The sequence below is a fragment of the Bacillus cereus group sp. BcHK124 genome, assembly GCF_027712065.1.
Taxonomy (GTDB): domain Bacteria; phylum Bacillota; class Bacilli; order Bacillales; family Bacillaceae_G; genus Bacillus_A; species Bacillus_A pacificus.
This window is the reverse complement of sequence record NZ_JAQFPJ010000008.1, coordinates 150,775-175,231: the sequence shown is the minus strand read 5'-3', so window position 1 is coordinate 175,231 and position 24,457 is coordinate 150,775. Positions and strand designations below refer to the sequence as shown.

Genomic DNA, 24,457 nt, shown 5'->3' with positions numbered 1-24,457 from the left:
TGCCTATTCTTTACAGTTCATTCAATAAAAAAAGCCATAAATTATTTAGAGGACACTTCTGTATCCCTAAATAAATTTATGGCTTATCTCACATATCTCCGGCCTCGATTAACTTGTCGAAATTAATCATACCAAACCTATTAATATTTGTGAATATTATTTTTTCAGTAAAGTGAATCTTTTATCAAGATGGATTAGACATCTCCTATTGGTTATTCTTTGACCTAATATCTCATTCCTTATTCATTAAGAATTTTAATGGTGCATAAACAATACTAAAATCACATTTCCATTTTCATTTCCCCACATTTCAACGAAGAAAAAATATTCATTAGGGAAATCTTCTAAAGATACCGGTTCATCACTTAAACTAATATTATTATGATATTCTATATCCCAATCTTTCCTTACATCTTCTAATGATTTGCGTTCTAAATTACTTTTTTGATTATCGAAATAATGCGAGATAAATACCTCTTCTATTTCACCATTAAAAACCATCTCTTTCAATTCTTCTAGTGTAGAGAGATTAGAAAGAATATTATCTGAAATTATCATTTCATTATTGTACATTTCCTTAGTTTCATTAATTATAAAATAGCCTTTTCTTCTCATCATACTCAGCCCTTTATGTAGAAATATAACAAGCTGTATATTATCATAACTTCTGAACACATGTATAGTAGTGTCTCATATAAGACAATGCTTCCATAGTTACTTAAAAATCACATAATAAATTACTCATTACCTCCTCCAGTATTACATCTAGATTTACCACTGCTTTTTCCAAACGCCATCCTATAAATCCATCTGGTCTAATTAATACAGCTCCTCCATTCTCTATCCCATATAATTCACGAAAAACATTTTCTTGAGCAATAAAGTCTCCACTTCCCCCTACTCGATACAGTTTAATATTTATTCCTAATTTAGATGAAACATCAAATACAGCTTCAGCCCAAGAGCTATTGTCTACTCCAGTAAGTAATACAAAATTGTTACCAAATAAGTCTAATATAGAAGCTTCTTTCCCTTTATACATCCCCCAAAAGTGTGGCGCTCGCGTTCCAGGTCTCCCGTTCAACTCTACGCTATCCATTCTATGTGGAGTGACTGAGTCATCTATAATCGCCTCTGAACAATACTGATATCCAACTGTAACAGCTAAACCATCCATATTATTCAAACTGCCTTCCTCTCTATTCGCAGCACGAAACAGTAAACTACTCGCATAATCTGTCGTTAATTTTGCAACAGGATATCTCTCTTCATGATATGTTTCTAACAATTTTGGTTTTGCCTTGCCTTTTATAACAGCCGCTAATTTCCAAGCTAAATTGTGCGCATCTTGTATTCCTGTATTCGAACCAAATCCTCCTGTTGGCGGCATAATATGCGCTGAGTCTCCAACTAAAAAGATTCGATTATCTTGAAATTTTGTAGCAGTACTTTCAGCCGCTTTCCACGGTAAAACACTTACTATTTCCGATTTAACACTTGTGCTTCCAATTGCGGTTTGAATAATTTGTTTACAACGTTCTATAGTGAAATCTTCTGGTCGCTCTCCTTTTAATGGATCGTAGGATACATGATAAATCCACCTTCTTGCGTTATCGACTGGAATGAGTGCACCGAGAACTTCCGGATGAAGTACCATAGAAAAACCAAATGCATCTCCTTGTATAAAGTCGCTTAAATCCGCTTCAAAATAAATATTCATATAATAGCCACCGATTGTACCTCGTCCCTCCGTACTTATCCCTAGCTGCTCACGTATTTTACTTTTCGCTCCATCCGCTGCAATTACATAGTCACAATGTATGACACTTTCTTTTTCTGTTTCACGATTTCTAATCGTTGTTTTTACCCCGTTTTCATTTTGTTCAAATGAAACTAATTCATGATAAAAAGATAGTTGCCCGCCTAGCGTTTTCGCTTCTTGTAACATCATCTCTTCTAAAATTATTTGATAACACGCAGTTTGTTTTGATGGGCTAATCTCTTCTATTTTTTGAAGTAGTTTTTCATCATTTCCATACTGAGTCTCCCTCATTTGTGCCAATTCTTCCTGATTCGCCTCAGCTATTGTATGAACCGCTATTCTTCCTCGGCAATTTTCTAACGCTTTACCCGCTGATCTAATTCTTTGTTCTAAACCTAATTCTCGAAATAACTCCATCGTACGAAAAGTAATTCCACCCGCTTTTGGATGAATTGCAGTAGACGGATGCCTTTCAATAAGTAAGTACTTAATGTTATGTTTTGCAAGGAATAACGCAGATGCTAATCCTGATAATCCCCCTCCAACAATTAAAACTGGTACATCATTCGATTTCATATATTTATCCTCCACATCATTGTTCTGAGCTCAGTGACATAAATATAATCAAAAAACAACAAAAATATAGACTTATATTTCATTTTAAAGTATCATATAGATAGATTACGACCCAAATTACTTTTACTCTTTCATATATCTATAATCCGCTTGTATTATGTATGTATGAAAGAGTAAAACGAAACAACTCACTTTAAAATAATAAAAACATGATAAGCGGTCGTAACCCTAAAAATTATACAGGGTTACGACCGCTTAATTTTTTGTTCAATGGCTTAACTATCCTCATCTAGAAACAACGTATTATTAAATCATTTTCTATTTTAAAACTTTATCCATTCCAATATGTAATTCTTTTCTACCCCCTTTATCATTTTCAACATAAAAAATTCATTCGTCTCGATTTTCTTTCCCAATATTGCAGTTCATACAACAATCATGTAGCATTACGGTATCGAAATAATGGTCCATCATTTTAAACCTTTCGACTAATTTTTGGAGGTAAAGTGATTGAAATGAATAAACAAGAACAATTAAATGTTATAAAAAAAGATTTTATTGATTCTCAAAAAGTATTATTGGCAATTGGCGATGAAACACGTCAAGCTATTTTGTTAGTTCTCATGGAAACGGAATGTCAAACCGGATTACGTGTAGGAGAAATTACGAAACAAACACACCTTTCTCGGCCAGCGGTATCACATCACCTAAGGATTTTACGAGAAGCCGGTATTATTTTAATGCGTAAAGAAGGTACAAAAAACTTTTATTATATTGATATACGTACAAAATTAAGTTTATTAAAAAATCTTGTATTAGACATTGAAAAGCTATTGCACAACTTTTATCCCACTTTAACGGGCAGTAAGACCCCCACCTCAAAATTCAGCGAAAGCAAATAATTTAGATAGGGGATCAACTGCCCATAAAGGTCCGATTGGTGAGGGCTGATAATCAGTGGGGGATGAAGCCCCCCACAGTTTCATTTTATTGAAATTTGGAGGTATAAGAAATGAAAGCGATGATAATTGATAAATACGGAAAAGTTCCAATGCATATGACAGAGGTACCTACTCCTGAAATAAATGAGTATGAAGTGCTCGCAGAAATTCATGCAGCTAGCATTAACCCAATTGATTTTAAAATACGCGATGGAAAAGTAAAAATGTTACTGAAATATGAAATGCCGCTAATCCTTGGGAATGACTTTTCCGGTGTCATTACGAAGGTTGGATCAAAAGTAACTCGTTTTAAAGTCGGTGATGAAATATATGCTCGTCCAAGAAAAAATAAGATTGGTACTTTCGCGGAATATATAGCCATTCATGAAGATGATATAGCCTTAAAACCGAAAAATTTAAGTTTTGAGGAAGCTGCGTCAATTCCACTCGTTGGCTTAACATCCTATCAAGCATTACATGACATTATGCACTTACAAAAAGGTCAAAAGATTTTAATTCACGCTGGATCTGGTGGTGTTGGTACTTTCGCAATTCAGTTAGCAAAAATAATGGGCGCTACTGTTACAACGACTGCTAGTGAAGCTGGTACGAATTTAGTCAAGTCTCTTGGTGCAGATGAAATTATTAATTACAAAACAGAAAAATTTGAAGAAATACTAACAAATTATGATGCAGTATTTGATACAATTGGCGGTACAACACTTGAAAAATCATTCAACATTATAAAAAGCGGTGGCAACATTGTTTCCGTTTCAGGTACGCCGAATGCTCGATTCGGTAAAGAATTCGGTTCAGGATTTTTCAAAACACTCTTATTTTCATTAGCAAGCAAAAAACTTACTGCACTTGAAAAGAAGCATAATGCTCAATATTCATTTTTATTTATGAAGCCAAGCGGAGATCAACTACGTACTATTGCAAACTATATTGAAGCCGGAAAAATCAAACCAGTAATCGATCGAGTTTTTTCATTTGAAGATGCTCAAAAAGCAATGGAATATTCAGAGGCTGGCAGAGCAAAAGGAAAAATAATCGTAAAAATTAAGTAATAATAAAAACTCCATTTTTTAAAATGGAGTTTTTATATTTGCTGTTAAATAGACATAGTGCAGTGAAGTCCTTACAATAGATTGCAAGGGGAAATATCATATTATACTTTTAGCTAATTTTACAAAGAATACATACGTACAAATACATAATAAAAAAATAAACAAGGAGGAGATAAAATGACTAAAAATAATGAAGCAGGTTGGAATTTAGACAATAGTTATGCTACTTTACCACATTCATTTTATACAGAAATCCCCCCTACTCCCGTAAGTTCACCGGAGTTAGTTAAGCTAAACCATTCACTTGCGATATCTCTTGGCTTTAATCCGGAAGAACTGAAGAAAGAAACCGAAATTGCGATTTTCGCCGGTAATGCACTACCAGAAGGAGCTCACCCATTAGCTCAAGCGTATGCTGGTCATCAATTTGGACATTTTAATATGTTAGGCGACGGTCGTGCTCTTTTAATTGGTGAACAAATTACTCCTTCAGGTAAACGTTTTGACATTCAGCTGAAAGGTTCTGGCCCTACTCCTTATTCACGCCGTGGTGATGGTCGTGCTGCACTCGGTCCGATGCTACGTGAATATATTATTAGCGAAGCAATGTATGCACTTGATATTCCAACTACCCGCAGCTTAGCAGTTGTCACAACAGGTGAGCCAACCTATCGTGAAACAAAGTTACCTGGAGCTATTTTAACTAGAGTTGCAAGCAGCCATATACGCGTCGGCACATTTCAATATGCTGCAGCTCGCGGCTCAATCGAAGATCTTCAATCGCTAGCTGACTATACAATAAAAAGACATTACCCAGAAATTGAAGATCATGAAAACCGATATACTGCATTGCTACAAGAAGTCATCAAAAAACAAGCCAGCCTCATCTCTAAATGGCAACTTGTTGGATTTATTCACGGCGTAATGAATACTGACAATATAACGATTAGCGGTGAAACGATTGATTACGGCCCTTGTGCATTTATGGACCATTACGACCAAGGAACTGTATTTAGCTCTATTGATACACAAGGCCGCTACGCATATGGAAACCAACCATATATGGCCGCATGGGACCTCGCGCGATTAGCAGAATCTTTAATACCAATTCTGCACGAAGATGAAGAAGAAGCATTAAAAATTGCTCAAGACGAAATTTCAAAATTTAGCGTACAGTATGAAAACCTGTGGTTCCTTGGAATGAAAAAGAAATTAGGACTATTTAGCAACGAAGAACAAGATCATTCACTTATTGAGCAACTTTTAAAAATGATGGAGAAATATAAAGCGGATTACACTAATACATTCCGTTCATTAACTCTTAATACGTTAGAAAATACCCCTCTATTCGATAGCCCTGAATTTAAAGAATGGTACAAACTGTGGCAATCTCGATTAGAAAAACAAGATGAATCGAAAGAAAATGCCTACGAAATGATGAAAAATAATAACCCATCAATCATCCCTAGGAACCACCGTGTAGAAGAAGCATTAGAAGCAGCTGTCACAAATGGCGACTATAGCGTAATGGAAAAACTTCTTGAAGCTCTAGCAAATCCTTATGCGTATGCTACAGAGCAAGAAGAATACTGCGTTCCACCTGCGCCTACGAATCGTCCTTATCGTACTTTTTGTGGGACTTGATTGTTTAATATGTAAAAAGGTGTATTCATACAAATTGTGTGAACACACCTTTTTTATATCCTCACCTCTCAACTAGAACTTTAAAATGCCTCTTCACCAATTTCCTTTCTTTACTCCAAAACAAAAATATCACTATTCCAATTGGCTTACTAAAATATTTGTTAAACAAATATTGAGAAATAAAAATCATATTTCTAAATATTGTTATTTTTGATACTATATTTTATAAGAATATTCAAAAAGCGAGGGGATTTCATGAACGTTCAACTACAAGGTAATGAACAAATTACAAAATTATTTAATGATTGGTATTTAGCTATGCTAAAACAAGATGTGTCCCAGGCAACAAACTTAAAGCATGAAATTGAGGAAAAAGAACTAAACTTTGAAGAAGATGAAAACTTAGCATTATACTATTCTCTACTAGATTTTCGTTTCAAAGTTTTAACTGATGGTTTAAGCATCACAAAAGACAGTTTCAACAAAATAGATTCTTACGCGATTTCACCTAATCACCAACTTTCTTACTACTATCATTTATTTAAAGCGATTCATGCTACTTTAACAACAAATTATAATTTAGCAAGTGAACATTACGAAAATGCTGAAAAGCTATTAGTTAATGTTTCAGATAAACTAGAGGAAGCTGAGTATAATTACCGATTCGCTATCTTTAATCAACATTTTTATAAACCGATTGATGCAATTCAGCAAGCAACAAAAGCCAGAAACATCTTCATGACTGAGAATGGATTTGAGATAAAGTTAGCACTTTGCGACAATATAATAGGTTCCTCATGTGTATTCCTAAAACAATATGAACAAGCAGAGGAAAAGTTCAATTCTGCTCTTTCAATTTTACAAAAACTAAACGAAAAGGATTTAGTATTAAGCGTTCGCAATAATCTAGGTTGGCTCTATGCAAGTCAAAACCTGTCTTCTCTAGCGATTCGACATTTATCAGAGGTAACAACCAAAGTGCCTACACACTTTAAAGCACTCTTTTTACAAGCCAGAGAGCATTATAAACTTGGTGAAATAAACATTGCTGAAGAATTTATTAAAAAAGGATTGGGAGTTTGTACGGAACTAAACAATATTGAATATATACTTCATTTTAAAATTTTAAATTCCCTTAACAATAATGAGACAACTGAAGATCTAGAAAAGATTATTCTTGAAGGAATTACGTATTTCGACAAAGAATCTTTATATAACTACACTCAAGAATATTCAGAGAAATTAGCAACTAAATTTTATAATGAAAATAATCATGTGAAAGCGAGTGAGTATTTTCATAAAGCGTTACAAGCAAAAGAAAAAACGTTTGAGAAAGGAGCTCTAAAATGATTAAAAAAATTAGTTCTGTCGTTCTAGGACTGTCTGTTATCGGTATTATTTCTATTGGGATAAATAGTTCTTTTACATATCAAGCAAGTCACGCCGATCTCCCTGCACCACAAAGACCTGATTTTGTTCAATCTGTTGACGTAAGTAAAGACTACAACTCAACCACAGCTGAAAAAACACTTTAAAGAACGAAAGACCTTCATTTAAGAGGGTCTTTTTTTAATGCGCTTATTTAGATGTAATCGAATATTTCTTCATACAGAGGTTTCCATATGCCTCCGACGGGATTCGAACACGCTTCCCTACGGAATTTCACCGACAGGAATTCCACCTGTCTCAGCTTGTTTGCTTTTCGGTGCTTCTGAAACCTTCGCCTTGCGACCCGGTGCGACATGTTTTCCGGCGCTCTTCCCTTCTAGAGCTACCGAGGCATTTTTCTTGCAAGTAAAATATATTTCTACAAAATTAGTAAGTCACCTTTATTTTACCAAACTCATTTTGTTTCTTTCATCAATTCCGCAATCTCCCTACTCCCCTCACTACCAACTTTCTCAAGTTTCTCCACAACTAATGCTCTTCTTTCCACAGAGTGATTTTGACTTAACTTCGCTTTTCCTTCTATTTTATTTATCTTTATTTTGAACCCAACTATTCCCTTACTTAATCCTCCCATATAATTCGGGTCTACATCATTAAGTGAGTAGGCGCTCTCTGGATCTTCATACTTATGTACTAACTCTTGAAGAGAATTTATTAATTCCTGTTCATCTTCAACAATTTCTAATTCACCATATACATGCACTGCAACGTAATTCCATGTTGGTACTGCATTGTTTGTTTCATACCATGACGGAGAGATGTAACTATGTGGTCCTTGAAATATAGCTAGTACTTGCTGAGTCCCAATATCTTTCCACTGTTCATTCGGCCGTGCGAAATGACCATGTAACGTGAGTGTTTCCCTATTTAACAACAACGGCAAATGTGTTGCATATGGTTCCCCGTTATGTTGAGAAAATAATGTCGCAAAGCTATTTTGTTCAATTATTTCGTACTTTACCTCTTCATCTTGTATTGCAAAATATTTTGGTATGTACATACTCCCCCTCTTTTCCGGTCTTTTATTTCTCATTATATTTAAGTCTTGTGGCATTCAACAGGGCCAGTTTGTATTTGTTTTATAATGGCAGCGTTCTATTTCAAAAGAATAGGCAGCATGTATTCCATACCGCCTTAGTTTATTTCTTCTAATATATTTGTAATAAATTTCGTCTTACCTTCACTGTAGCTAGTTCTACTTTTTGACTCTCTTGCTAACTCTTCCTTTAAACGTCCATATTCACCAGCAACATCTTCATGTTCACGAAGGTAATCCCGAAACGCTATATGTTTTCTTAACTCTTCACTATTTTTATCACAAACATATAGATGATGTTCCATCCAAACTGTACTTTCTTCACTCCACGGAACGAAAGCGTCCTTTCTGCCGAACGCCTCTCTCCCTTTGTAGCTCCATTTTGCCTGATGATAGTATCCTATCGCTTCAAGCTTAGTTACTACTTTAGGAAAAAACCCATAATCTTCTATTACAATATCAATATCTAATACTGGTTTTGCTGCAAGTCCTTTAATAGATGTACTCCCAACATGTTCAATGGATAAAATGCTGTCTTCCATTACATCGTTAATGAGAGTTTGTAGCTTATTAAATTCACTTTCCCATTTGATGTTATATTCTTCGATAGTAATTCTTTGTTTCAATGTATCCCTCTCCTCAAAAGCAACTATAACCTCTGAATATGAGTATCCTTAAAATCTGTCTCATATTTCAATCCATATCCAAACATTCGATCCATTCCAATATGTGCTGTCCATATTAAACCGATCATTATAACCGTATCTACCTTAAAATAGACTCCTATGATAGCTATTACTATCGATATAATATATGTGTGACATATATTATAAATCTTAGCACCTACATGATTATTTATACCATACGCTAACATTGATAAATCCGGAGCTAAAAGGAACAGAAAAAATATTATCCAACTAAATTCATATACTGAATACGCATAAATCGCAGCTATGAAAACAACTAGCCCTTCAAAATGTACAATACGTTTTTGCATTCTTTATCATTCCTATTTTTCTATATTTACCGATAAAGTTTCATCACTGAAAGTATCCTTTGCATTTTTTGACCAGATGGTTGCTAAAATCGGTCCTGCAATGTTATGCCATACTGCAGCTAATACACTTGGGAGTGCGGCAGCTGGTCCAAAATGTGCTGTTGCTAGCGCAACACCTAGGCCTGAATTTTGCATTCCTACTTCTATTGAAATAGCTCTTCTTGTCCCTTCGTCTAGTCTAAGTATAAATGCTGTTATATATCCTAGTAAAAAACCGAAAGCATTATGAAGCATAACGGCAATAAAGATAAGAAGGCCTGAAGAAGTAATACTACTTACATTTGCTGAAACTACCGCTGAAACAATAATGATAATTGCTAAAACTGATATGAAAGGAATAACGGTCATTCCTTTCGTAACAGTTTTCGGGAAAAACTTCTTCACTACTAATCCTAAAATAATCGGTATGATAATGACTTGTACGATAGAAAGAAACATAGACATAGGATTAACCGGCATCCATTGTCCTGCAAGCAATAGTAAAATAAGAGGTGTAGCAATTGGTGCTAGTAACGTTGATAATGATGTCATTGCAATAGACAACGCTAAGTTCCCTTTTGCTAAATAAACCATAACATTTGATGCAGTGCCACCCGGTACTGAACCGAGTAACACTAATCCAGCTGCTAATTCGGCTGGCAGATTCATAACGTAGGCTAGTACGTATGCGACAAGTGGCATAATAATAAACTGAGCACATACACCGATAATAACTGGCAATGGTTTTGTAGCAATGATTTTAAAATCAACAGCCTTTAACGTTAATCCCATCCCAAACATAACAACCCCAAGTAAAATCGTTATGTAACTAGTTAACCCTAGAAATGGAGCAGGAATAAAATACGCAATAGCTGCAATACAAATAACCCAAAATGCAAAATACTTTCCAGCTATATTACTTATCGCTTCTAGTACTTTCACCCGATCAACCCCTATCCTTTAACTGAAAAACTTTATTCGGATTCAAAATATTTTGCGGGTCAAGAGCTTTCTTTATCTTCTCCATTACGAGTAATGCCGCCCCATGTTCTTCTTCTTGATACTTCCGCTTTCCGATTCCAACGCCATGTTCCCCTGTACACGTTCCCCCTCGTTTAAGAGCATACAAAACGATATTTTCATTTATTTCGTCTGCCTTTTCCACTTCTTCTTTATCGTTAGGATCAATCATTAAGAGCACATGGAAATTCCCATCTCCTACATGACCAAGAATACCACCAACAAGACCAACCTTATCTAATGTCTCTCTCGCATGTTGAATTGCCCCAGCCAATTCTGAAATTGGTACACATACGTCTGTACTCATTAATTTTTTACCAGGATAACTATGCACATAAGAGTACGCTAAGTTATGTCTTGCATCCCACAGTTTATTTCTCGCTGCTGTCTCCGTCTCAAACGCAACTTCTTTACATTTATGATCAAAAACAATTTCTTTCGTAAACTCAATATCTTGCTTTAGCCCTGCTTCATTACCGTGAAACTCTAAAAACAGCGTAGGCTCTTCTCTGTAACTTGTTTCACTATAATGATTGACTTGTTTTATAGATAGTTCATCAACGAGTTCAATTCTCGCAATTGGAATACCCGCTTGTAATATGTTAATAACAGCTTCTACTGCATCATTTATAGTTGGAAACGATGCTCTCGCGGCCATAACATGTTCTGGTATACCGTACACTTTTAATGTTAACTCCGTAAAGCATCCAAGCGTACCTTCTGACCCTACGAAAATACCATTTAAATGGTAACCTGATGATGACTTCGCCGCTAAATTCCCAGTATGTATTACTTCCCCATCAGCAAGAACGACTTCTAAATCACGAACTTGATCACGCATTACTCCATACTTAACCGCTGTCGTTCCGCTTGCATTTGTAGCAGCCATTCCCCCTAACGTTGCATCTGCTCCTGGATCCACACTAAAAAACAATCCATACTTTTTCAATTCTTTATTAAGCTGAGAGCGAGTCACTCCCGGTTGTACTCTCACTAGAAAATCTTTCTCTCTTATTTCAAGAATTTTGTTCATTAACGAAAAATCAACTGTAATCCCTTTTTCATAAGGAATTACGTGCCCCTCTAAACTGGACCCTACTCCAAACGGAACGACAGCTGTTCCGTGCTGACTCGCTACTTTCATTATCGCGCTAACTTCTTCGGTCGTTTTCGGAAAAACTACTACATCAGGTAAACTACTAGCATGATAAGATTCATCTTTACTATGCAACTCTCTTACTGTCGTATTGATTACTACTCGATCTTCAGGAATTACCTTTTTTAATTCATTTACTAAACGCTCTACTGTTATTTCCATCGTACACTCTCCTACTCTCTATAAATTTGAATTACAAAATATGTTAAGTGTTTTATACATAATAATCCGAAAAATTAAATAATTCAAGTTTTACATATACGAAATTCATTTCTTACTTTCGAATAAAAAAAGAACTTGCAACAATTACTGCAAGTTCTTTTCTATAAAACTATATTTTAAACGACTTCTTTATTAACAACATAAACCAAATTAAAGTAACTGCCATCAACGAATGAGAAAAACCAACAATATAAGTTAACCCTTTAAAGTCCGCTCCATTTAACTGAAGAAGCCCTCTTGCTGCTAGCGAACCTAACATTAAAATTAATGCGATATTATGTACAACAAACCACTTATTAAAACTTTTCGCTTCATGAAACGCGAATACTTTTGCTAATCCTAAAGTAATTAAAAAGAAGAAAAAGCCGAGTACAAGTGTATGTGTATGTAAAAGGTTTAACAAAGTAGATCCTACAATCCCTTTATACTTTCCATACTCCCTAGCGAAAATCCCTGATAATAAACCGATAATCAAATACGTAAACGATGCATTATATAATTTCTTCATTATGTACCTCCTTGAGTAGAATGTGTAGTGTGTCATATTTAGTAATAATGATAGTTATATAGTAAAAACTCCTAGTCACCTAGGAGTCATTGTATAAGCATCTCACTCTTTACAATCAATTCTAATTATAAAATATCCCTTTATGCAAAACAAACGAACTTTATGTGAACAATCCGGGCTCTTTTAAAATATGTTGCGATTTTGTATTACACAATCCATACTAATGATTATAAATGTTAAAGGTGGTGCAGTAGCTTGATAGTTCTTGAAACGGAACGACTCATTCTTCGTTGGCTCGATATAAAAGATGCTCCGTTTATTCTAGAGTTAGTAAACGATCCTGCATGGATTCAGTTTATCGGTAATAAAGGAGTTAGAACCTTAGAAGACGCAACAAATTATATTGTAAACGGACCAATCGATATGTATAACAAACTTGGATTTGGTCTTTACTTAGTAGAGCGAAAAGAAGATCTCACTCCACTCGGTATGTGCGGTCTTATTAAAAGAGATTCATTAGAAGATGTTGATATTGGCTTTGCCTTTTTAGAAGAATTCCGTTCAAAAGGATATGGCTACGAGTCAGCTTCTGCTGTAATAGACTACGGTGTACAGAACCTAGGTCTGAAACGAATTGTAGCAATTACTACTATAGATAACATCCATTCAGGAAAGCTTTTAGAAAAAGTAGGATTGCAGTTCGAAGAGATCATTTCGGACTCAGGGGAAGATTTAAAATTATTCGGGTATAACGCGTAAAAAAGATTTTGAAAGAAAAACCCTTGATTTGTCTACGCTAAGCAGAAAATCAAGGGCTTCATTTATGTTCTAAAGGGGCGTAATGATCGAATAGAATGGGGGAACTGTTAATATCAAATTTATATTGACCTAAGAAATTTATATGCTCCCAACCTAAAGGTGGAATATGGGCAAGTAAAGGCTCCTGATGTTTTCCTACTTCCATATGTAAATCTGTTTCGTGATGTAGTAAACCATCAATGACATGAACGGCATCCCTAGCATTCGTATTAATCACTTTTGTATAAAAGCTAGAGAATTGATCACTCACAAAGCGATAAAGTGAAACTTTAATCAGTGGGGGTTTTCTTCATCCCCCACTGATTATTAGTTGAACCAATCGGACTTTTATGGGCAGCCCGACCCCCACCTAACTTCTTTGCTTTCGCTGAATCTTGAGGTGGGGGTCTTACTGCCCATTAAAGTGGGATAAATGGTAGCACCTTTACCTGTTCCGTAATGTGGATTTGCGTCTGCATGTAAAGATGAAACCCCAATTTGCATGCACATCCCATCTGAAGACGAAGTGGTACCATCTCCCCAATAAGAAGCTAATTCTAGTTGGTGCTAGTAATTTACTAATGTTGCTTGTGCCTTATTCATTGAATCTTCACCACTCGTTTTTTATCGGACTTCTTTTTACTGTACTTTTATTTTCTTTATGAGTTATTAGAAAAATAATTGTCTATATAAGTCTTTATTTTTTCAAAATTCTTTTCCATAAATAAGATTGCTGGTACTTCAATTATTGGAAGATTATTTTCATTATCAAAAGGTGGACACGGTTTGGGAACTACCAAATAGTCAACTGAGTTTTTATCCCTAATATAATTAATCGAAACATCATAATACTTAGAAAAATATCCCTTCAAATCATCCTGATTCCTTAAAAATGGTAGAGAAAATATTGAACCATAATTTATACCAGCGTCGACAATTAATACAAAGCATATTTTTTTCATGATACACCCTCCTCGTATAATAAGTTTTAAGTTAATAACTGTTCCTTGAAAATTAAATAGTTTTTATCTTCAAGAGCTACATCAAAAAAATGATGTATGGGTAAAATTTAGTCTTGGATACCAGGGGATCCCCCCAGATAATGGAAGTTCAACAATGAATCCATCGGGAATATGCTTACTCCTCCTGTAGTTCGAGCACGTTAAAAGACTGTGACCCAGACCAAAATGCACTGCATACGCACAAGCTGTATCGGTTTCCTTTTTCTTTATATTCAATTAAATCATATCATTATTTTACATAAATTTACATACTTTGTTTTTTATTTTATTGGTAAACTTATGCTTAGCATGAATTGGAGTGCTTTGGATTGAATTAGCGGTGCCTCGTCAACGTTGTACACAGTGCAATTATACATTTACTTTTGATTACGGGTTAGGGCTGATTCACTCTTCAACAGCCTCATTTCGTCGTGAAATTGTACAGCGTTGTAAGGGGCGCGCTTTGTCAGATGTTGCCTGCGAATATAACTTGCCTTACACCACGGTAGAGCGCTGGTTTTATTGGTATGCACCTGAACAATTCCATGATGAAATAGCTACTCGAATTTGTGTAGATGAGTTTGCGATTCGTAAAGGGCACACGTATGCAACAAGTGTGCTAAATGCAGATACAGGGCATGTTTTAACTGTCGTTCCGAATCGTAATCAAGAGGCAATCGAAACAGGCAAAAAGACGATTAGCTGATTGGATAAAACGCTATCAATTCCATGTTTGCGGTGCGGTTGCGAAAATTGTGAAAAGCTTCGTATTACGTGAGAAAGCGATGCTCGATACAATTGTGTCACCTTTATCCAATGGAATCATGGAGGGAACAAACAATAGGATTAAACTTATCAAACGGCGTGGGTTTGGCTAAAGAAGTGATGACCATCTTTTCTTGCGCATTCGCTTAGAAACAGAACGTTGATTTTATCAACCCCATCTTTTGGTGATGATCCTTTCATATCGCATTTTTGGTACTTTATAGAAATAATTCTTCCGTTTATAAATTTATTATATTAATATATTAAATAAAGAGGTGAGAATAAATGGGACAACCACTATTTTTATTAGTTCTTCAATTCATTGCATTTATATTAATCATTTGTATCTTATATGGAATCTTGTATAATGTCGTATTGAATTTAAATATGCCTAAATGGACTGCACATATGGTAGCTACGTTATTTTCTCTTGGTAGTGCCTATCAAGCTTTTGTAAATTTTTTTGTATAACACGCAACAAAAAGGTCGCCACTCACGGCGACCTTTTTACTATTTCACTTCTACCGTATAATTCCCTGTTCCCCCGCCATACTGATACACATGTAAGTAATACTTTCCTGGATACGTGTAGTAACTTCCTACTAACTTATTTCCTTCTTGCTGGGCATACGTAACATAATTATTCAAATCTGCTTCCGAATAAAGAACCCAGTTCATTCCGATATTATTTTCATTCGTTACGTTAATTTGAAGGTTTTTAGCAGTATCCACATTAATTTCAAAGAAATCACTCGTATCGCCATTTCCTAAACTAGCACGTAAAATTTGATTTAGCTGCAGTTTGTTTGCTGTTTGAAATGAGTTATTCGGCTCTTTTTCCACACTGTTATCTTCTTTCTTTTGAACCGTTACATTCGTTGTAGCAGTATTCGTTAATCCTTTGTCATCTGTTACTGTTAATTTCGCTGTATATGTTCCTTCTTTTGTATACACGTGAGTCGGATTTTGCTCATTACTTACTGCTCCATCACCAAACTCCCATTTATACGAAGTAATTTTCCCATCTTCATCTTTTGATCCATCGCTTTTAAACGAAATTGCTTCATTTACATTTCCACTATAGGGCCCATTTATAACCGCAACTGGCGCTTTATTCACAGCACCTTCTTCTGTATTAATACCATGGAATACAACATCATACTCAAATTGTCCTGCTGCATTCACACGGTAATTTACGAAATAAGCTGTTACTGTTTTATAGCCTGTCCATTCTTTCGCACTTAAACGTTTTAACGTATCATTCACGTTTTGTGTAATTGTCTTCCAGTCTTCATATTCTCCTTTTGCAGTAGTACCTGTATATGTTCCTTGTAGTGTAAATGTATGAAAGAACTGTGATTTATTTTTCTTAACTGATACATTATTTAATTTTGCTTCTGCTGTAATTTCTGCCGCAATATCTGAAACTGGTTTCGGTGCGTGAGTTGCTAAATAATCATCTGATACTAACGGAACATTATATTTCTCACGGTTATCTACTAACATTTGCATATAATCTTGATATTCTTTATTTAAATTCGCATCTTTACTTAAAGCAGAGCGGTATGCATCATATGCTGTTACATCATTTTTCCTAATAAGATCATGAATTTTGTCAAACATATCATATCTCTTATTGTACATGTACGATTGTAAAGCGAAGGAATAATTATAGAAATCCCACGTTCCATATTTTGCGTTTAACGTTCTCTCTGCTGTATAACGTTCTGCTGGATTTGAAGATATTCCTCCTATAATGCTCTTTCTCGGTACAACATTATCTGTTCTCGTTGCACCTGCAAAAAACTCCGCATTCCCTTCTTCAAACCAAGATAATCTCTCATTCTCATACATCTTCCCTTGTCCCCAAAGTCCTGGCACTTCATATCTGCCTTGTAAATAATGCGTGAACTCATGTCGGAACAATTCTTCTAAACTATAAATACTTTCTTCTGGCGTACGTTCATACGTAAAGAACGTACCTGTTCCTTCTATATAAAGACCGCCGTTATTCGTTTCATACCCGTATAATTGACGGTTAAATTGATATTCAGCTGGGCTATTATAAATAACCATCGTTAATACATCATCAGGATTGCCTTTTTCTAACGGCTGGTCACTTTCAACCGTACGATGGAATTGTGCCTTCACTTCTTTTGCCGCCCAATATAGACGTTTTACTTTTTCTTCTGTCACCTTATCTCCAGCTTTTAACACAATTGCTCCATCATCGAACGTATACGTTTTCGGTAAATATTTTTTCTTACCATCTTCTCGTATTTGATCTAAATTCACAACATTTCCATTTGCATCTTTCCCGCCATAATTCGTTGCAATTTGCTCAGCCGCTACGAAATATTGCTCTCCTAAATACGGATACATTTTCATTGCGTCCGTTACAACTTGCAACCCTTTCGTTCCTGTACTATGGAACGTACCAAGTCTACCTGTATAATAAATACCATTATTAATTAACCAACCATTTTTCTCTGTCACCGTTCCAATTAAGGCAAAACGACTTAATTCATTAATATAGCTATCAATTTTTTGATACCATATTGTATCTTTCGGTGCTTTTCTCGTATCGTATAAATACGATTGAATATCGTAATCAACACCTTGCATAATATCGTAAATCGCATTTCCAGCTGATAGATTGTCTACCAATGTAGAAAAATTATCGTTATATTGTTTAAAAATCTTTGCAGCTGATGTTATCGTTTCCACATCACTCGAAGCATTTCCTATTAATTTTCCGTATGATGAGACAACTCTATTTTGTTCTAACGTACCGAGTTTGAAATTCGGGTTATTCGCAATCGTTTTTAATGCCGGTAAGCATTTATCATGATAGCTTCGATCATTTAGTTTACTTAATTCTGTATGATAAAATCCTAAATAAAACCCTGAGCGTAATACCTCTACTAAAGTCTCAATCCCTTTTGAATCATCTTTCGTATAAGCTTGTCCTTGCTGCTTCAATTTATCAATAATTGCCTGCATTCTACTATCATTTTGATAGAATGCAAGACTATCCTTATTAAACTGAAATAGCCCATTGATTTGCTCCCAATCAATTGTTACAAGTAAGTCCACTAACTGCTGATTGCTCAATTGATTTAATTCAGCAATTGTATACGTTTTCGCTGCGGTTAATTGTTTACTTTTCTTTTTTACTTCTGGTGGTCTTTGCGATAAATCAGCAAGCTGTAGCCTTTTCTCAAAAGACTTGCTTTCAAGCACTTTTGATGAATGAGCTAATTCTTGCACTGGTAATTGTACACCAACTGGCTCCATTTTGAGAACGTTCCGATAAGAAACTTGCTCTCCCTTTGTACTTTCCGCCAATGCGCCTCCTTGAAAACTTCCTAACATGAAACTAGCAAAACTTACCCCTACTAACACTTTTTTTGAATAGCCTTTCATGCTCTCCCCTACCTTACATTTTTTAGTGTCCCGCACCATTATTTTACTATTTTTACTTTTTATACTGTATTGAGAAAAAATAAGGTAACGTTCACACATGTATCCACGCCGTGTAAAATTAACACTTGACTTTATATGCATTTTATATCAAAAAAGATAGATAATAGCGAAATTCCCGCTACATCTATCCTCGTTTTCAGCGCTATGATTTTAAATTTATAAATGTTACTTCTGGTAATGTTTGCATATACTGAATAAACTCATTCTTTTCTTCTGACGATATATTTTTCAGCTGCATCCCTACCTTATAAACTATTTCTGTACCTTGCTGTGAAGTTTCCACTTCATATGAAAGTATTGGAATGCCTTTCACTTGTAGTGTTTCTAATATTTGTTGTACTGCTTCATGTTTATTTATACACATTTGCACCGTTATATTTTGCGGAAATAAAAATTGCACCTTAAAAATACGGCTTACAATCTCTAAACCAATTAAAACGAGAATCGTCGCTCCAATTCCTACTACATACATGCCAGCCCCAATTGCTAATCCAATTCCTGCTGTAGCCCATAAACCAGCCGCTGTCGTTAATCCTTTTACCGCCTGCTTTTGAATAATAATTGTACCTGCACCTAAAAACCCTACTCCACTAACAACTTGCGCTGCAATACGGCTTGGATCAAGAGCCATATGTTCTTCATTCATAATATCTGAAAAAGCATATTTCGAAACGACCATTATTAAAGCACTTCCTACCGCTACTAGGAAATGTGTTTTTAATCCCGCCTCTTTTGATCGAATTTCCCTTTCAATACCGATTATTGCTCCTAACAAACCAGCAACACCGATTCGTATAATGAAATCAATATTTACACTCACGAGCCCTTCCCCCTTTCATTCATTATAGATAAATAAAATAAAAATTATCACACACATCGATTTATCGATATGAATGAATTTCATTAAAATACACTTAATACCTAGGTCATTTTATGTTAATATTTTAAATATTAACATAAAATGAATAACTTCTAATTTTAAACATCCACTCATTTTCTTGAAAAACAAAGGTGGATTACATGAAATGAGGTTGAGAAAGTTTAGAAAACGCTTTCATTTTGTGTTGTAATTTTTTATACATTCTACATAAATAAAGGAGCTTGCTAACAATGAACGTCTCTTTGATTACACCTACTACCGATTTACAAGACGAATACTTAGATTTTTATAACGAATGGAAAGATAGCGGTGAAACGATGATTCCGTGGGTTATTACAAAAGACCCTTCTAACTTCCCTGCTATGGTACAAGAACTACTCGATGCACATAACGGAATAAATCTTCCTGAATCTTGGGTACCAGATTCTACGTATTGGCTCGTTACAGATCATAATAGAATTGTAGGCGCTGTTAATATACGTCATAGTTTAACCGAACATTTATTTAACGCTGGCGGTCATATCGGTTATGGCATTCGCCCTTCTGAAAGAAGAAAAGGTTATGCTACGAAGTTACTAGCATTATCACTGGAAAAAGCGAAGCAATTAAACATCACGAAAGCACTTGTCGTTTGCGATGAAGTAAATACTGCTTCAGAAAAAACAATTTTACATAACGGCGGCCTTCGTGATGATGATTTCACTGAGGAAGACGGAAATGTAGTAAGACGTTTTTGGATTGAGCTATGAAGAAGTCATTGAATGAACATAATCTTGTTATAGAGAAATATAGTAAAAATAATGAGCTACAAGTAAAACAACTTATTGATTTATATAATGAAGAATCGTACGTATTTCACTTATTACGAGATAATAAAACAAAATGTGCGTATGTTGCCTACTATAAAAAAGATGTAGTAGGCATCTTTTTCACCTGGGGCAGTAACTTCCATCCATACTGCACATACTTTCGAATATATACGAATCCTTTCTATTCGGAGCTACACATTGAAAAATTTTTATTAAACGAGATTTCAAAAAGAGAAAACTTCAAACTACCATTACAAACCTCTATATGGGAAACATCAGCTCATTTAAAAGCGTTTTTTGAAGAACATAATTTTACGGAAATCCGAAGAACATATATGCCGATATTAGACTTACAAAAAATAGTTTCTATCGAGATAGTCCCTAATTCAAATTATCATATACAAACTTTATCGAACATCGTATCAAATAATAATTTATTAGAAAAACTAGCCTACTTAGTAAAAGAAAATTATGAGCAAACCCACCTAGCAAATCCCGTTGCCTCATTCCCACTACAAACTTGGCAAGAGATGATTTTAGCTGATGACGTACTACTAGATGGGAGCTTTCTCATTATAGATGAAGAGCATCGAATTATGGCATACTCTTTCCTCCATACATCAGAAAAGGATAATACAGTAGAACTAGGATGGTGCGGGACTCACAATACAGAAAATGTATCCTTACTGAAACTTCTCATTTTCAAACAAGCTATGTATGCAAATACACACGGTTATTCTTTCTTTCAAGGTGAATTCGATTCAACAAGTATATATGCAATGGAGATATTAAAATCTTTCCCTTTCAATCCTTGTGCTACCTGGATTACGTATCAAAAAGAAATCGGAAGGTAATTATACACCTTCCGACTTCTTTTATGCTGTTTCTATTTCAAACTGTACTGTAATACCACTCGGGTCTACTACAGTAAATCCATTTAAAATTTCATTTATTCCATGTTGTTTTTCTATTAATCTTTCTTTCACTTCATCTAACGCTTCTTTATGCGGCAGTACTATCGTATACACTTTTAATCCAGTTGCATATGCCGGTGGGTGCGGATTATTTACTCCGTTCCACGTATTTGCACCGATATGGTGATGATATCCTCCTGCAGAAATGAATAAGCAGTCATCCTCGCGTTGCTGTACTTCAAAGCCTATTGTATCTACATAAAATTCATATGACTCCTCTACATCGGCTATCCGTAAATGCACGTGTCCAACGACAGTATTAGCAGGTAATCCATCAAATTCATAATCAACAAGCGTTGCTAGTTCTTTTAAATCAAGCGGGGTACTTCCTCCTGGCCCTTCTCCCCATTGATCGCGCGGACGATCCGCATATATTTCAATACCATTTCCCTCTAAGTCTTGTAAATAAAACGCTTCGCTATACGTATGATCACTCGCACTATTAAACCTTGAAATTGGTAAAATTTCATTTGAATATGTATAACGTCCCTCTTGCTCAGCTGGACTATCAATTACATTCTTATTACGAATCACACCAAATAATGCCGACGCAAAAGCCTCACGAGTCGGAACCAAAAAGGCTACATGATATATACCAGTCGTACGCGGCTCTTGCAGTACCCCGTCCTCTAACTTTTCAAGAACAAGCAACGTGTTCTTTCCACCTTTTCCAGATAAATACGCTTTATTCTCCTCTTGCTTAATTACTTCTAAACCTACAACATTCTCGTAAAAAGCAATTTGACGTTCTAAATCTAACACCTTAAATTCAACATGACCAATACGTGTTTTTGGATGAATTTGTACCATGAGTAACTTCCTCCCCAATTTCCTTTTATTTTTATATAAGTTGATGGACAATAGCCACATTCAACGAACATACTTTAATTTTGTTTTTTTGTAGCATCAACTTTCAGCCATTTTTTTGATATTTCGCTTAATGTCCCATCTTGTTCTAATTCTTTCAATGCTTTATTTATATCTTCTAACTTTTCGCTCTTTTTAGCAAATGGAAATGCAATCTCTCCCCATTTAAGTGGACCAAATCCTACTTTCACATTATCTAAATCTGCCTTTTTAATTGTTGTTTCTACTTGCACTTTATCATTATAGTAAGCATCTACACGACCAAGTCCCACTTCATTCAATTCTGCTGTTGGATCTTCTGAGAACGTTTTAATTGTAAAAGCATTATTTTTATTTAAAGCTTTTAATTCTTGTTCCCCGGCTGTACCAAGCCCCACACCTACAGTCTTTCCTTTTAGATCTTCTATCGATTTAATTGTATTATTATCTTTCTTCACCGCGAAAACAGATCCTGAATAAACATATGGAATTGAAAAGTCATATTTCTTTTTTCTTTCCGGAGAAACCGATAATTCATTTGCAATTGTATCAATACGACCCGAGTCTAATAAACCGAATAATCCTTCAAAATCAGAAACGTTCCATTCAACTTTATATCCAGCTTTTTTAGCAGCCGCTTCAATAATTTCAGCATCAAAGCCTTTTACTTTCTCACCCTCTTTAAAAATAAATGGACTACGACCTGCAGACGTCCCAACTTTCACTACTTTTTCATCTGTTTTTTTGCTCGCTGTATCTGAACCACAAGCAGATAAAAGCCCAACCGATACTGCTAATGCCAATGTTAGTAATAATGATGATTTCCTCATAATTTTTCCTCCTAAATAACGAAATGATTGCCTTCTTCTGAAGCATTCAATTGTCGTAAAAACTTTTTCGTACGCTCATTTTGTGGATTCCGAAAAATTTCTTCTGGCGTTCCCTGTTCTACAATAATGCCTTCAGCCATAAATATAATACGGTCCGCTACTTCTTTTGCGAAATTCATTTCATGTGTGACAATAACCATCGTTATATGCTGCCTTGCCAAATCCTTAATGACTTGCAATACCTCGTTCACTAATTCTGGATCAAGTGCAGAAGTCGGTTCATCAAACAATAATACAGCGGGATTTAAAGCCATTGCCCTAGCAATACCTATTCTTTGTTGTTGCCCACCTGATAACATCGTTGGGTAGAAATTTTCTTTTTCAGCTAAACCTACTTGTTTTAATATTTCTCTTGCTATTCTTTTTGCTTCTTCTTCACTTTTTTTCTGTACAACTGTTAATGGCGTTGTAATATTTTGCAATGCTGTTTTATTTTTAAATAAATTATAGTTTTGAAAAACCATTGCTGTTTTTTGGCGTAATTTTATTATTTCCTTTTTATAAAGCTTCTTCACATGAATCTCTAAATCTTCAATTCTAATACTTCCACCCTCTGGTTGTTCTAATAAATTTAAACATCTTAATAGTGTCGATTTACCTGAACCAGAAGGTCCAATAATGACTACTACCTCCCCTTTACCGACAGTAAGTGAGATTCCTTTTAGTACTTCATTACTTTTATAAGATTTATACAAATCACTTATCTCAATCACACATATCACCTCATCCTTGTTACAAATACGGTGCATCAAGTTTCTTTTCTAACCTTTTCTGCCCCCAGCTAATTACAATTGTAATAATCCAATATACAATCGCTACCGCTAAGTAACTTTCCATATAACGATACGATTGTGCCGCTAACATTTTCGCTTGCGCTAAAATTTCAGCCACCCCAAGTGCAAAAGATAACGAAGATTCTTTTAACAATCCAACAAAATTATTTCCAAGTGACGGTACCGCAACACGAATAGCTTGTGGAAAGATAATCTGTCGCATAGCTTGCGCCTTTGTCATCCCAACTGATAAACAAGCATCCATTTGTCCTGATTCGACAGCATTTAATGAACCCCGAATAATTTCTGATAAATACGCTGCATTATTTAAACTGAGACCAATTAAAGTCGCTTGCATCGCTGTAAGTACTGTAAAGGTTGGGAATATTTGCGGCAATCCGAAATACAACACGAACAATTGAACTAATAAAGGTGTTCCTCTAAAGAAAGATATATATACTCTTGCAATAGAATATAGAAATTTCGTTTTGTTTTTCGTTATGATCGCCAAACCTATCCCTATAACAAAAGAAATAATCATTGAAACTACAGTAATTCCTAAAGTTATGTATACATACTTAAATAATTGCGGAAAACTTTCTAAAAAATACGTTACATCAAACTTCACTCTATCCCCCCTCTCTAAATAAAAAACTCTTCTTACACATATAAGAAGAGTTGAATGTTAATCCATTTCCCCTCATCTTCCAAACGCTTCATACGTTTGCTGGACTTAGCACAGTACTTTTATAGCCTGTTGCTGAGATTTCATCGGGCCAGTCCCTCCATCTCTCTTGATAAGAAAACTAATAAAT

Annotated in this window: 26 protein-coding genes, 1 pseudogene and 1 riboswitch; of the genes and pseudogenes, 11 read left to right on the top strand and 16 right to left on the bottom strand. The window is 35.1% G+C overall.

Features of this window, described 5'->3' with window-relative positions; all coding sequences use genetic code 11:
* Positions 1-255 precede the first annotated feature (255 nt).
* Entirely contained in the window at positions 256-618 is a 363-nt protein-coding gene (locus PDK19_RS15080; protein ID WP_254847000.1) for a hypothetical protein, read from the bottom strand.
* A 100-nt stretch (positions 619-718) separates the two neighbouring features.
* The gene (locus tag PDK19_RS15075) at positions 719-2,338 is read right to left on the bottom strand and encodes an FAD-dependent oxidoreductase (RefSeq protein ID WP_270707458.1); all 1,620 of its coding nucleotides are present in this window, start codon (positions 2,336-2,338) and stop codon (positions 719-721) included.
* Between the two features lie 506 nt (positions 2,339-2,844).
* Between PDK19_RS15075 and PDK19_RS15070 the strand changes: the two genes are divergently transcribed.
* The 5 genes from PDK19_RS15070 (at position 2,845) to PDK19_RS15050 (ending at position 7,528) form a co-directional block, all read left to right on the top strand.
* Positions 2,845-3,240, top strand: coding sequence for an ArsR/SmtB family transcription factor (locus PDK19_RS15070; protein ID WP_000571883.1), 396 nt, complete (start codon positions 2,845-2,847; stop codon positions 3,238-3,240).
* Between the two features lie 110 nt (positions 3,241-3,350).
* Positions 3,351-4,349, top strand: coding sequence for an NADP-dependent oxidoreductase (locus PDK19_RS15065; RefSeq protein ID WP_000646396.1), 999 nt, complete (start codon positions 3,351-3,353; stop codon positions 4,347-4,349).
* A gap of 177 nt (positions 4,350-4,526) precedes the next feature.
* Positions 4,527-5,993: a protein adenylyltransferase SelO gene (locus PDK19_RS15060; RefSeq protein WP_074614912.1), complete on the top strand. Its 1,467-nt coding sequence runs from the start codon at positions 4,527-4,529 to the stop codon at positions 5,991-5,993.
* A 255-nt stretch (positions 5,994-6,248) separates the two neighbouring features.
* Entirely contained in the window at positions 6,249-7,343 is a 1,095-nt protein-coding gene (locus tag PDK19_RS15055; protein WP_001102716.1) for a Rap family tetratricopeptide repeat protein, read from the top strand.
* Entirely contained in the window at positions 7,340-7,528 is a 189-nt protein-coding gene (locus PDK19_RS15050) for a Phr family secreted Rap phosphatase inhibitor (protein ID WP_000592021.1), read from the top strand. Before PDK19_RS15055 ends, PDK19_RS15050 begins: the two co-directional genes overlap by 4 nt.
* 308 nt (positions 7,529-7,836) lie before the next feature.
* Here the strand turns inward: PDK19_RS15050 and PDK19_RS15045 are convergent, their stop codons facing one another.
* The 6 genes from PDK19_RS15045 to PDK19_RS15020 all read right to left on the bottom strand — a co-directional run bounded on the left by PDK19_RS15045 (position 7,837) and on the right by PDK19_RS15020 (position 12,420).
* Complete coding sequence (locus tag PDK19_RS15045) at positions 7,837-8,442, bottom strand: FMN-binding negative transcriptional regulator (protein WP_074614913.1); 606 nt, start codon at positions 8,440-8,442, stop codon at positions 7,837-7,839.
* Between the two features lie 134 nt (positions 8,443-8,576).
* Complete coding sequence (locus PDK19_RS15040) at positions 8,577-9,104, bottom strand: GrpB family protein (RefSeq protein ID WP_074614914.1); 528 nt, start codon at positions 9,102-9,104, stop codon at positions 8,577-8,579.
* Positions 9,105-9,127: 23 nt separating this feature from the next.
* Entirely contained in the window at positions 9,128-9,475 is a 348-nt protein-coding gene (locus tag PDK19_RS15035) for a DUF4260 domain-containing protein (protein ID WP_001172037.1), read from the bottom strand.
* Between the two features lie 12 nt (positions 9,476-9,487).
* Positions 9,488-10,456, bottom strand: coding sequence for a bile acid:sodium symporter family protein (locus tag PDK19_RS15030; protein ID WP_000865822.1), 969 nt, complete (start codon positions 10,454-10,456; stop codon positions 9,488-9,490).
* A gap of 4 nt (positions 10,457-10,460) precedes the next feature.
* Positions 10,461-11,852, bottom strand: coding sequence for an FAD-binding oxidoreductase (locus PDK19_RS15025; protein WP_074614915.1), 1,392 nt, complete (start codon positions 11,850-11,852; stop codon positions 10,461-10,463).
* Positions 11,853-12,021: 169 nt separating this feature from the next.
* Positions 12,022-12,420: a DUF2871 family protein gene (locus tag PDK19_RS15020; RefSeq protein ID WP_016718177.1), complete on the bottom strand. Its 399-nt coding sequence runs from the start codon at positions 12,418-12,420 to the stop codon at positions 12,022-12,024.
* Positions 12,421-12,675: 255 nt separating this feature from the next.
* Between PDK19_RS15020 and PDK19_RS15015 the strand changes: the two genes are divergently transcribed.
* The gene (locus PDK19_RS15015; protein ID WP_074614916.1) at positions 12,676-13,179 is read left to right on the top strand and encodes a GNAT family N-acetyltransferase; all 504 of its coding nucleotides are present in this window, start codon (positions 12,676-12,678) and stop codon (positions 13,177-13,179) included.
* 199 nt (positions 13,180-13,378) lie between these two features.
* Here the strand turns inward: PDK19_RS15015 and PDK19_RS27435 are convergent.
* Positions 13,379-13,830, bottom strand: a pseudogene (locus tag PDK19_RS27435) (Tn3 family transposase); the annotation flags it as partial.
* A 47-nt stretch (positions 13,831-13,877) separates the two neighbouring features.
* Entirely contained in the window at positions 13,878-14,180 is a 303-nt protein-coding gene (locus tag PDK19_RS15000) for a hypothetical protein (RefSeq protein WP_063262054.1), read from the bottom strand.
* 358 nt (positions 14,181-14,538) lie between these two features.
* Between PDK19_RS15000 and PDK19_RS14995 the strand changes: the two genes are divergently transcribed.
* The 3 genes from PDK19_RS14995 (at position 14,539) to PDK19_RS14990 (ending at position 15,455) form a co-directional block, all read left to right on the top strand.
* Positions 14,539-14,925 (top strand): transposase, encoded by a 387-nt coding sequence (locus PDK19_RS14995; protein WP_158612355.1) that lies wholly within the window; start codon positions 14,539-14,541, stop codon positions 14,923-14,925.
* The gene (locus PDK19_RS27430; RefSeq protein ID WP_080495740.1) at positions 14,867-15,097 is read left to right on the top strand and encodes a transposase; all 231 of its coding nucleotides are present in this window, start codon (positions 14,867-14,869) and stop codon (positions 15,095-15,097) included. Before PDK19_RS14995 ends, PDK19_RS27430 begins: the two co-directional genes overlap by 59 nt.
* Before the next feature lie 172 nt (positions 15,098-15,269).
* A complete protein-coding gene (locus tag PDK19_RS14990) occupies positions 15,270-15,455 on the top strand; it encodes a hypothetical protein (protein WP_049113234.1) in 186 nt (61 codons plus the stop codon).
* A gap of 39 nt (positions 15,456-15,494) precedes the next feature.
* On the opposite strand, the gene colA is transcribed toward PDK19_RS14990, so the two are convergent.
* On the bottom strand, positions 15,495-18,410 hold the full coding sequence (colA, locus tag PDK19_RS14985; protein ID WP_270707453.1) for a collagenase ColA: 2,916 nt from the start codon (positions 18,408-18,410) through the stop codon (positions 15,495-15,497).
* 202 nt (positions 18,411-18,612) lie between these two features.
* Positions 18,613-19,290, bottom strand: coding sequence for an MgtC/SapB family protein (locus tag PDK19_RS14980; protein WP_062821446.1), 678 nt, complete (start codon positions 19,288-19,290; stop codon positions 18,613-18,615).
* Between the two features lie 290 nt (positions 19,291-19,580).
* Here PDK19_RS14980 and PDK19_RS14975 point away from each other — a divergent pair, with 290 nt between their 5' ends.
* Both PDK19_RS14975 and PDK19_RS14970 read left to right on the top strand, forming a co-directional pair.
* Entirely contained in the window at positions 19,581-20,099 is a 519-nt protein-coding gene (locus tag PDK19_RS14975; protein WP_001103098.1) for a GNAT family N-acetyltransferase, read from the top strand.
* Positions 20,096-21,013 (top strand): hypothetical protein, encoded by a 918-nt coding sequence (locus PDK19_RS14970; RefSeq protein ID WP_061183442.1) that lies wholly within the window; start codon positions 20,096-20,098, stop codon positions 21,011-21,013. Before PDK19_RS14975 ends, PDK19_RS14970 begins: the two co-directional genes overlap by 4 nt.
* Positions 21,014-21,034: 21 nt before the next feature.
* Here PDK19_RS14970 and PDK19_RS14965 read toward each other — a convergent pair whose 3' ends face one another.
* The 4 genes from PDK19_RS14965 to PDK19_RS14950 form a co-directional block, all read right to left on the bottom strand.
* Entirely contained in the window at positions 21,035-21,943 is a 909-nt protein-coding gene (locus PDK19_RS14965; RefSeq protein ID WP_270707451.1) for a VOC family protein, read from the bottom strand.
* Positions 21,944-22,017: 74 nt separating this feature from the next.
* Entirely contained in the window at positions 22,018-22,809 is a 792-nt protein-coding gene (locus tag PDK19_RS14960; RefSeq protein ID WP_074614919.1) for an amino acid ABC transporter substrate-binding protein, read from the bottom strand.
* Between the two features lie 11 nt (positions 22,810-22,820).
* On the bottom strand, positions 22,821-23,582 hold the full coding sequence (locus PDK19_RS14955; protein WP_061183440.1) for an amino acid ABC transporter ATP-binding protein: 762 nt from the start codon (positions 23,580-23,582) through the stop codon (positions 22,821-22,823).
* Positions 23,583-23,601: 19 nt separating this feature from the next.
* Positions 23,602-24,270 (bottom strand): amino acid ABC transporter permease, encoded by a 669-nt coding sequence (locus PDK19_RS14950; protein WP_242269200.1) that lies wholly within the window; start codon positions 24,268-24,270, stop codon positions 23,602-23,604.
* Positions 24,271-24,339: 69 nt separating this feature from the next.
* Positions 24,340-24,446: riboswitch (SAM riboswitch) on the bottom strand.
* Positions 24,447-24,457 lie beyond the last annotated feature (11 nt).